Raw genomic sequence first — 10,327 nt, 5'->3', positions numbered from 1 at the left:
CGATTTTTTATAAGTCCATCATGATAGATTGAGTACCAATTATCGCTATATTTGTTCCACTCCATGGTATTTTTGCTAACATGTCTTGCTAAGCACTCTATTAACTGCTAAGACATAATCTTTTGTTTTATTCTTAAGAATTGGTTTTTATTTAAACGCTTATCAAGCTATGGTTATGTCTTTTTATTGATCTCTAAATTCATATCGGCAATTTTCTGCTGCTGTATATTCTAGCGCCACTCCAGCGACATAACGTATATCAATACCACCTTGACTGTGACCTAATAAGTTAACCTTTGGACTACCTGAGATAGCACCGATGGTTTTGATTTTTTATATCAAAACCTTTATCTTCATGACTGGCTAGTCAAGCAGGCAGATATAAAGTCATTTAATATCAATGTGATTGAAATATTCAATGATGTGCATTCAAACAGCAGGTTGTACATTTATGCTATAATTGACCACCTAAATTCTATAACTATAAGTACAATCATGATGACTAAAAAATCCCTTATCCAATCTCCTGAAGCCATAGAAAAAATGCGTGTGGCTGGCAAACTTGCCAGCGATGTCCTTGTAATGCTTGACGAGCACGTTAGAGTCGGTATCAGTACAGAAGCATTAAATCAAATCGCTCATGACTATATTGTTAATGTGCAGCAAGCTATCCCTGCACCGCTTAATTACAACGGCTTTCCAAAATCTATCTGCACCTCAGTCAATCATGTGGTCTGTCACGGTATTCCAGCCGATAATAAACTGCTCAAAGACGGCGACATCATCAATATCGATGTGACGGTCATCAAAAATGGTTACTATGGTGATACCTCAAAGATGTGGGTCGTTGGTAATGGCTCTATCATGGCGCATCGTATCTGCAAAGTAGCACAAGAGGCACTATATGCAGGCATGAGTGTGGTTAAAAATGGCGCGCGTCTCGGTGATGTCGGTGCTGCCATTCAAGAAGTGGTCGAGCCTGAGCGCTTTAGTATCGTGCGCGAATTCTGTGGTCATGGTATCAGTAATGAGTTTCACCATGAGCCGCAAGTGATGCACTATGGCAAAAAAGGTGCCGGTTTTGAGCTAAAAACTGGCATGACCTTCACTATTGAGCCAATGATTAATCAAGGTACTTGGCAGACTAAGATTTTGCCAGATGAATGGACGGCTATCACCAAAGACCGCAAGTTATCTGCCCAGTGGGAACATACTATGGTCGTGACAGATAACGGTTGTGAAGTATTTACCACGCGCCCCGAAGAAGATTTGAGCTTTTTGACTCAATAACCTCATAAAAAAAGATCGCTTTGGCGGTCTTTTTTTTCGACTACTATTCGTGTGGGTCTTTTACCTTTATACTTTCAATATCTTATAGATAGATTTTTAGTATTAATGACCCTTATTAATAAATCGGATTTCAAACTTTTAACTGGATAAATCTCATGTTTAATTGTGATGTCACCGCTATTGATTTGACACCCATGCCTTTGTTATCAAAAGATGATATGACATCGGCATCTCTATCCTTTGCAGCAGATACAAGTGTCATAGAAAAGCCACTATTGGGTATTCCTGAGTGGTTGCTTCAAATAAATGATGACATTAGCCGTGCACTCGAACGTGGGGTCAATATTCGGCAGTTGGTTAGCGCTCGTGCTTGTGTAATCGATGATTTATTGGTTGAATTATTTAAATGGTTTGAGCTTGATAAGACAGACTTAGCACTGTTTGCAACTGGTGGCTATGGGCGTGGTGAGCTATCACTGTATTCTGATATCGATATTTTGCTGCTGATGCCAGATGCTATTGAAAGCGATACCAGTACTAAAATAGATGGTTTGGTGGCGTTTCTTTGGGACATTGGACTTGAGCCGGCGTTATCAGTACGCAGTGTCAATGAATGCTTAGAAGCTGCCCTTGATCATACCATTGCCAGTGCATTATTAGAGGCTCGCCTATTGATAGGCAATGAGAGCTTGCAAGATGTACCGCTTCAAATAGTGAATAACCAATGGTCACCGCGCGAGTTTTTTGACGTTAAAATCAATGAAGCAAAAGTGCGTTATCTACAGCACAATGCCACCGAATACAATCTTGAACCCAATATCAAAACAGCCCCCGGTGGTCTGCGTGATATCCATATCGTTGGCTGGGTAACCAAACGCTATTTTCGAGTCACTAAACTCTATGACCTTGTGCAGCAAAATTTTTTAACTGAAAAAGAGTTCGATGAATTAAGTTTTGCCGAGGGCTATTTATGGCAAATACGTCACTATCTGCATGAGTTGACAGGACGTAATGAAAATAAGCTGTTATTTGATTATCAGCGTGAGATTGCTCAGCTGATGGGCTATGACACCCAGCCAGATGACCAACCAAATGCAGCGGTAGAGCGTTTTATGCGTGACTACTATCGCTGTGCTATGCAGATATCGACATTGTCTGAAATGTTGACCAATCACTATTACGAAACCATTATAGAACCGCAATTGCCCGATGAAGAACTTCCAAAAAAGCAGCCTATCAATGCGCGCTTTAACCAAGTCGGCGACCAAATCGCGATGGCGCATCATAGGGTATTTGCTCAGCATCCCGAGTCGATTCTAGAGATGTTTTTACTCATGGGTCAGTATGGCATTAAAAATGTCCGTACTCATACCCTGCGCGCGCTGAAAATTGCAGCACGCGGTATCGATCAGGCTTATCGAGACAACCCTGAGCACCAAGCATTATTTTTAGCCAATTTAAAAGAACAAAACTACCTTTTTCATCGCCTGCGTACCATGAATCGTTATGGCGTACTCGGTAACTATATCCCCGCCTTTGCGCAAGTGACTGGGCTTATGCAGTATGACTTATTTCATCGTTATACCGTCGATGCGCATACCTTGTTTTTGATTCGTATTTTGCACCGCTTTACTGATCCACGTTTTTTTGAGGATTTTCCGCTGGTCAGCTCTATCTTTCAACGTATTGAGCGCAAAGAGATTTTAGTATTGGCAGCGATGTTTCATGATATTGCCAAAGGTCGTGGCGGCAACCATAGTCAACTTGGTGAGACCGAATCGATTGAGTTTTGTCTGGCTCATGGTATGAGTAATGCAGATGCTAACTTGGTCGGTTGGCTGACCCGTTATCACTTACTCATGTCGATGACAGCGCAGAAAAAAGACATCTCAGACCCAGAAGTTGTGACACTGTTTGCAGATTTGATCGGTAACGTTACCCATCTAAACCATCTGTATGTGCTGACTGTGGCTGACATGAACGCCACTAATCCACAGCTTTGGAACAGTTGGCGGGCGACCCTTATGAAGCAGCTGTACTCGCAAACGCGCCGTATCTTACGCGCTGATATTGATGCCCCAACCAACCGCCAAGATATGATTGATGCTACGCGCAAACAGGCGCTAGTAATGCTGGATAACGTCGACAATCAGCATATGAATCGTGATGAGGTATTAAGGTTGTGGGATGACTTGGGCGATGAGTACTTTTTGCGTGAAATTGCAGAAGATATTTTATGGCATACCGAGGCGATTTTGAATCATCCGCCTATTGGCCGAGCATCGAATGCTGACAGTCCCCCATTAGTCGTCTTACGTGAGCACCGCGAGCTGGCACTTGATGCAGTGCAGGTTTTTATTTATACCCAAGATCAGGTCAATTTGTTTGCAGTTACTATGGCAGTGTTTGATCAGATGAATCTTGATGTATTGGATGCCCGTATCATCACGGCAACTCGTGATTTTGCCTTAGACTCTTATGTGCTACTTGATCGTAGTGGCACGCTACTGGTCGATATCGACAGCCAGCAAGAGCTTAAGCAACGATTGATTGATGCCTTTAAAAACCCGACTGTGCCCAAGTTGACGCACAAACGGATTCCACGCCAGCTCAAAAATTTTGATGTGGCAACGACGATTAGCTTTGAGTTTAACGACGCCTCAAATCAGCATATTATGAGCTTAGAGACTCTTGATCAGCCAGGCTTGCTCGCTCGCGTTGGGCAAGTGTTTTTGCAGCAGAAAATTGAAGTGCACGCCGCGCGCATTACCACACTTGGTGAGCGTGCAGAAGATATGTTCTATATCAGTGACCAAAACGATGACGCATTAAGTGCTAATAAACTGGCGACTTTAAAAGCGACCTTAATAGACAGTCTTAACGTCCATAATGACACTGTTTAAATTGCTTATTGTTATATCAAGCTTTTATATATGATGCCGCGAGCATATTCTTTTAGCGTATCATCGGCAAGTTCCAAAGGCAGTATACCTGCGTCTACCTTTTGGTCGCCATACAGCAAGCCTGCATCGACTTCCTTTTGTAGTAAGCGATGCAGGCTTGCTAGGCGAAACTGGGCATCGTAATATCGATAGATTTGCTTTAAAGAAATAGGCGCTTTGGCATGAACATCACGGTATAGGCTATCAGTGGCTAAAATCGTCATCTCATTAAGCATCTCTTCGCGCGACAGATCTTCTTGATTAATTCTATATTCCAGATGCCTAGCAAGTCTGTCTTTAAAACCGAACATCACGACGAAAATCAGAGTTTGTATAACAAATAAAGCGATGTATTGCCATAAAAGTAGCGATATATCTAGTATTTTGCTGAGTAACATTAATACCATGGCCACGACGATATAACTGACCAATTGCCATAGCAGCCACATCATAAAGCTATTATCACCAAACCAAAACATTTGCCGTTCTTTTAGCAGCGTTAAGTTTTGGCATGTTTTCCACCATGCCTGTTCGCGCTGCTTTAACTGCTCATACACTGTAAGGTCTTGATGGTCATCAAAGTATCTCTCAATGATATTGTTAGCGCCGAGTCCGTCCATTTTTAACATACTAGACATATCAAATAATTCCTAAAATATGCTGTCATAAGTGTCAACATTTATTTTTCTGAGTGACAGCTATCACATGTCATTTCTCAAATGCAGCATCATGACACAGCCGTATAGCTATCTATTTATAGTGTTATATCGTCAGAATAGCAGCAGCTCAACGCGCTATTTTTAAGGCGCCACTACCAATTATGGATAAATACAAGAAGAAAAAGACAAAAAATAAGAGAAGTGCTACACTGCTTAAATGTAACTTTTCTTTATAACTTTATTATTAATTGTCTATTATAGTTAGCCAACCTATGAATCACAACTTAACGCACCTGCACCCTTACCCCTTCGCTAAGATGGCAACATTGCTTGCTGATAGCGTCCCAGCCCATGGCTATAATGAAATCAAGCTCGGTATTGGCGAGCCAAAACACGAGCCGCCAGCATTTGTTCTGGACGTACTACGCGAAAACTTGGACAAAATAAGTCATTATCCAACAACTAATGGTCTGTTTGAATTGCGTCAAACCATTGCTCACTGGCTTGAAAAGCGCTTTTTTCTAAATCATGTCGATCCTCATACGCAAGTATTGCCAGTTATGGGAACACGTGAGGCGATATTTAGTATTGTGCAGGCGGTTGTTGACCATCAAGCAGAAACAGCTAACCCACCATTAGCGCTTAATCAATCGCCTACGGTTGTTATGCCCAACCCGTTTTATCAGATATATGAAGGGGCGGCGATATTAGCACAAGCAGCGCCTTATTTTATCCCTTGCACAGCAGACAATGGCTTTAAAGGCGATTTTCGCAGTGTCCCAAAAGACGTATGGACACGTACGCAGTTGTTATTTGTCTGTAGCCCAAATAACCCAACGGGCTCGGTGATGACGATGGATGATTGGGAGCAAGTGCTGCGCCTATCAGATCAATACGGCTTTATCATCGCCAGCGACGAGTGTTATAGCGAGCTGTATTTTGATAAAGCGCCAGTAGGCTTGTTGCAAGCCTGCGCTGCTCTTGGTCGCCACAATTTCAAAAATTGTCTGGTGTTTCACTCTTTATCTAAACGCTCAAACCTGCCCGGCTTGCGTTCAGGCTTTGTGGCAGGTGATGCCACTATTTTGCAGGCTTATTTACAGTACCGCACCTATCAAGGCTGCGCGATGCCGATACCTCATCAGCTAGCATCTATCGCCGCTTGGGAAGATGAAAAGCATGTGGCGCACAATCGGGCGCTGTATCAAGAAAAATTTGCGTTGTGGATGTCGGAGCTTGGAGAGTTATTAGATTTGCGCATGCCTGAGGCAGGATTTTACTTTTGGATAAAAGCACCTGAGCAATTCGATGGTGATGATGAGCTATTTGTCAAAGCGCTCTATGAGCATGCCAATATTCACGCGCTTGCCGGACGTTACTTATCACGTGAGGTCAATGGTGAGAACCCTGGACAAGGCTATGTGCGTATTGCTTTGGTCGCAAGCGTCGATGAAAGCCGCGAAGCAATCAAGCGTATTCGCAAATTACTTGCTGCTTAAAAGCCTAAAGTAAACCTTATTAATCTCAATAAACAGCCAATACCCACAATAATATTATGGTTATTGGCTGTTTTCTGTTAAATGATGCTATAGTAAAGCTTAAATTCAAATGATACCGCGCTGTTATTTAACAATGTATTTATAATGTTTACCTACCTTTCAATGCTTGTGCCATCAAGGATGATGCCATGCCCCATCTTAATTTCACCCAGCCACCATTTGATGTATTAAGTGCCGCTGAACGCCAAAGTATCAAAAAAAACACCCAAGTTCGCTATCTTGCCAAAGATGAGACATTACCAGCGGATGATTTGCAGTACTTTTATGTGGTGCTCAAAGGTCATGTCGAGCAGTTATTAGATGGTGATTTTGTCGCCTCCTATCTAGGCAGCAACCATACCGAACATCTTAATAGTAATGATTGGTTTGATAGCAGGCGCTCACCAAAATCGCTTATAGAAGATCGAGTACAAGAAGATAGGCTGCAAGAAGGTAAAAAAATCGATTCACAAACGACTTCTTATCAGTTTCGCGCTGTCGAAGATACTTTGTTGCTGCAAGTAAATGGGGCGACCATTGATAAAATCAGTGCCCAAAACTATCTAGTACGCCAATTGTTATCAGAAAGCCTGCCCGAGCGTCTAAAGGCATTACAGCTGCGGCGTAGTGGGCAGCATTTAGATGCCACCAGTTCTGATGACCCTCAAGAAGTACAGCAAATCATGCTACAACCGGTGATTGATATCACCTTATTGCCCATACATATCGTTGATGCCGACAATAGCCTATATCAGGCAGCACGTACCATGACTGAGGCTGGGCTGAAACATGTTTTGGTACGTCCAACAGGGCATTTACAAGATATAAATAGCTCTGATCGCAACTTAGGCATTCTCACCGATAACGATATCTGCCGAGCTGTCAGTGACCAGCAGAATCCTGCTACAACGCCTTGTCAACACTATGCAAGTTTTAATCTGCGAACCATTGATTCAGATGATGAAATTGGTGACGCGTTATTGACCATGACTCGTTACCGCATTCATAGGCTACCGGTAATAGCTACGGATGGTAAAGTTATCGGTGTGCTTGGGCAAAGCGATATGCTTGCTCACATTGGTCATCACTCTCAGCTGATTAGTATTCAGATCGACCAAGCTACAGATTTGCCAAGTTTGGCAACCGCCGTTGAGCTGATTGGACGCTATATACGCGCTCAGCATCAAAACGGTATCAAAATGGGCAACGTCAGCCGCATGGTACAGACCCTTAACGCGCAAGTATTTACCAAGCTTTGGCAACTTATCGTCCCTGATGAAGTAATAGAGAATACCTGTGTTATCGTCATGGGTTCAGAGGGTCGCGGCGAGCAAATCATGCGTACTGACCAAGATAATGCGCTTATCATCCGTGATGGTTATGATCATCCTAAGCTAGTACAATTTGCCGATACCTTTAATCAGCATTTAGCAAATCTTGGTTATCCGCTGTGTGACGGTAATATTATGATGACCAATCCCATGTGGCGGCAACCTTTAAAGCCGTTTAAAGCGCAGATTAGTGTATGGTTTAAAAATACCGACCCGATGCACAGTATTTATTTATCCGCCATATTTGATGGTGAGTACGTCTGCGGTGATGAATCACTACTGATTCAGGTTCGTGAACATCTAAAAACGGCCCATAGGCAGTCAGATTTGATGTTCGTGCGCCAATTTGCACGAGCAGCGCTACAGTTTGGCGATATTAATCAATGGTGGCAAAAGCTAGTACCGTTATTAGGTGGTAAACCAAGCGCTTATACTATTGACCTCAAAAAAGCGGGTATCTTTCCATTGGTACATGGCATTCGTACCTTAGCGTTAGAAAACGATCTCTTTACCGATCCTAGCAGCAAAGGTCGCCTCAAAGCTTTGGTTCAAGCTCAGGCATTAACCCAAGAGCGTGCCGACACTTTACTTGAGGCATTAGAGTTCTTTATGGCGCAGCGCCTATCGGTTGCCCTATTGACAGACAATAAATATGCGAAGGAGGTCGATCCAACGACGTTATCTGCCCTTGAGCGTGATTTATTAAAAGAGTGCCTAGCGGTGGTAAAAAGCTTTAAAGCACAGCTAAGTCGCCATTATCAGCTTGAGATTGGCTAGCGTCGTTATTTGGCTAATTGATTGTTAGCGTATTAGATAGTTAGATAGGACAGCTATGGAGAAAAACGCGTATGAACTGGCTAAAACAGCTGTCCACTTCTTGGCAAAAGAACCAATTACAACGCCCTGAGCTAGCATCAATGTTTACGACGCCTGTCGCTGAACAATGGGTCGCGATTGATTGTGAGATGACCGGACTCAACCCAAAAAAACATCACCTGCTGTCAGTGGCTGCCATTCATATCGATGGCGATAAGATTGATACGGGAAATGGGCTGCATTTACTTTGCAGACCGCCTATCATGCCTGAGGGCGATACTATTGTCATTCATGGGCTGCGCAGCGCCGATGTTGAGCATGCGATGAGTTATGATGAGATGTTGGCATTACTGCTGCCCTTTATTGGTAATCGACCACTGGTCGGGTTTTGCCCGCAGATAGACGTCGGGTTCTTAAACCCTTTAATAAAGCGCTATATGGGTACTCGTTTGCCCAATGAAGTGATTGATATACGCCACCTTTATAGCCGGCGTATGATTGGTCGCAGCCAAGGGCTTCCAAGCCAAGCACAGCACTTAAACAGTATTTTGAAGCATTATAGTATTCCAGAACTTGGCACTCACGATGCTTATAATGATGCCATCATGACAGCGATGGCATTTTTGCATGTGCGCTAAGCGTGATGGCGATAATAGAGTATTAAGATAAAGAATTAAGATAAAAGCATACTTACAGCTACATGCAGCGTCTACGCGAAAGCAGCAACTCATGTTACCATAGCCTGTTTTTGCCATCTGATAATAGACTGCTCATGCGACCGTTACTTAAATCCATTCCCCTTAAAGCTTACAATCCGTCTAGACGCACTACTGCCACTCTGACATCTGTTAGCAAATACTTGCAAACACCGAAAAAGATCGGTCAATGCCTATCTTTGTTTGCATTATTTATCGCTCCTATGTTAGCGCCATTACAGGTGCAAGCAGCCTTACCACAAGAGATTGAAACGGCATGAGCGCGAGCCCATTTAAGTGCAGCAGACATCAGTATCGTTATCACACCGGTGGGAGATAAAAACGCCAGTCGCTTGCCCTCTGCCATTCAGGTTATTGACAGTACAAAAGCGGTCAATCAGCCGCAGCTTACCAAAGCACGTTAGTAACCATCGAAAAGCAGACCATCAGAAAGCACGACAGACAATTACATGCTTATACCGATGACCCTTATACCTATCAAAGCTTGATGAGTATTCCGTCATTACTGCCAGAAAATGCGTTAAATACTACTAATCACTCTCCTAGTCATAACGACAATACCAGTGCTAATGCCACTGACAATAACAATATCAATAGGTGCTTACAGTCAATCTACTGATGAAGCTGTTAATAAAACTGTTAATAAAAACACTGATAAAACCATCAATAGTCAGCTTAGCTTATATCAGTTTGGTCAGCCTGTGACAACGACTTACCCTAGTGCTTTGAAGGGCATCAATCATTGGTGGCAAACACACCTAACTACAGCGCCGCCACATCTAACCAATGGTTCAGGTCTTTGCCGCGATTGCACCATCAGTGCCGCTCATTTAAGTGAACTGCTGACCTACGCTTATACTCATCCAAGCTTTAATGCCTATGTAAACTCGTTAGGTATCGCCGGTGTTAGTGGGACCATCTCTGCTCATAGCGCGTGCTTGCCAGAATCAAAAGCCATAGGTCGAGCTTGGATAAAAACCGGTACTTTAAATAATGTGACCTCGATGGCAGGCTATGTCAAAGGCTTATCAGGAC

Annotated in this window: 8 protein-coding genes; 7 read left to right on the top strand and 1 reads right to left on the bottom strand. The window is 43.1% G+C overall.

The annotated features are described in order from the left end of the window. The first annotated feature begins 498 nt into the window (after positions 1-498). Together map and glnD are read left to right on the top strand one after the other, a co-directional pair. Positions 499-1,290 carry a type I methionyl aminopeptidase gene (map, locus tag VLN09_RS06735; protein WP_414709099.1) on the top strand — a complete coding sequence of 264 codons (792 nt, stop codon included), beginning with the start codon at positions 499-501 and terminating at the stop codon, positions 1,288-1,290. Positions 1,291-1,445: 155 nt separating this feature from the next. Continuing rightward, complete coding sequence (glnD, locus tag VLN09_RS06730; protein ID WP_325244899.1) at positions 1,446-4,193, top strand: [protein-PII] uridylyltransferase; 2,748 nt, start codon at positions 1,446-1,448, stop codon at positions 4,191-4,193. Positions 4,194-4,204: 11 nt separating this feature from the next. On the opposite strand, the gene VLN09_RS06725 is transcribed toward glnD, so the two are convergent. Beyond that, on the bottom strand, positions 4,205-4,870 hold the full coding sequence (locus VLN09_RS06725) for a hypothetical protein (RefSeq protein ID WP_325244897.1): 666 nt from the start codon (positions 4,868-4,870) through the stop codon (positions 4,205-4,207). A 293-nt stretch (positions 4,871-5,163) separates the two neighbouring features. Here VLN09_RS06725 and dapC point away from each other — a divergent pair, with 293 nt between their 5' ends. From dapC to VLN09_RS06700, 5 genes are all read left to right on the top strand, one after another. Beyond that, positions 5,164-6,390, top strand: coding sequence for a succinyldiaminopimelate transaminase (gene dapC, locus VLN09_RS06720; RefSeq protein WP_325244895.1), 1,227 nt, complete (start codon positions 5,164-5,166; stop codon positions 6,388-6,390). A 188-nt stretch (positions 6,391-6,578) separates the two neighbouring features. Continuing rightward, the gene (locus tag VLN09_RS06715) at positions 6,579-8,537 is read left to right on the top strand and encodes a DUF294 nucleotidyltransferase-like domain-containing protein (RefSeq protein ID WP_325244893.1); all 1,959 of its coding nucleotides are present in this window, start codon (positions 6,579-6,581) and stop codon (positions 8,535-8,537) included. Between the two features lie 71 nt (positions 8,538-8,608). Beyond that, positions 8,609-9,214, top strand: a complete 606-nt coding sequence (locus tag VLN09_RS06710) for a 3'-5' exonuclease (RefSeq protein ID WP_325244891.1) — start codon at positions 8,609-8,611, stop codon at positions 9,212-9,214. A 134-nt stretch (positions 9,215-9,348) separates the two neighbouring features. After that, positions 9,349-9,552 (top strand): hypothetical protein, encoded by a 204-nt coding sequence (locus VLN09_RS06705; RefSeq protein WP_325244889.1) that lies wholly within the window; start codon positions 9,349-9,351, stop codon positions 9,550-9,552. Positions 9,553-9,861: 309 nt separating this feature from the next. Beyond that, positions 9,862-10,327, top strand: a 466-nt coding sequence (locus VLN09_RS06700; protein ID WP_325244887.1) for a D-alanyl-D-alanine carboxypeptidase, incomplete at its 3' end; no start/stop codon positions are given.

It is taken from the genome of Psychrobacter sp. (assembly GCF_035469765.1).
GTDB lineage: Bacteria > Pseudomonadota > Gammaproteobacteria > Pseudomonadales > Moraxellaceae > Psychrobacter.
The sequence above is the reverse complement of the archived record's forward strand: the minus strand, read 5'-3'. Positions and strand labels throughout refer to the sequence as shown.

Coding starts and splice junctions, on each gene's coding strand:
- VLN09_RS06715 (WP_325244893.1), top strand. CDS start 6,579: ATGCCCCATCTTAATTTCACCCAGCCACCATTTGATGTATTAAGTGCC.
- VLN09_RS06710 (WP_325244891.1), top strand. CDS start 8,609: ATGAACTGGCTAAAACAGCTGTCCACTTCTTGGCAAAAGAACCAATTA.
- glnD (WP_325244899.1), top strand. CDS start 1,446: ATGTTTAATTGTGATGTCACCGCTATTGATTTGACACCCATGCCTTTG.
- VLN09_RS06725 (WP_325244897.1), bottom strand. CDS start 4,870: ATGTCTAGTATGTTAAAAATGGACGGACTCGGCGCTAACAATATCATT.
- VLN09_RS06705 (WP_325244889.1), top strand. CDS start 9,349: ATGCGACCGTTACTTAAATCCATTCCCCTTAAAGCTTACAATCCGTCT.
- dapC (WP_325244895.1), top strand. CDS start 5,164: ATGAATCACAACTTAACGCACCTGCACCCTTACCCCTTCGCTAAGATG.
- map (WP_414709099.1), top strand. CDS start 499: ATGACTAAAAAATCCCTTATCCAATCTCCTGAAGCCATAGAAAAAATG.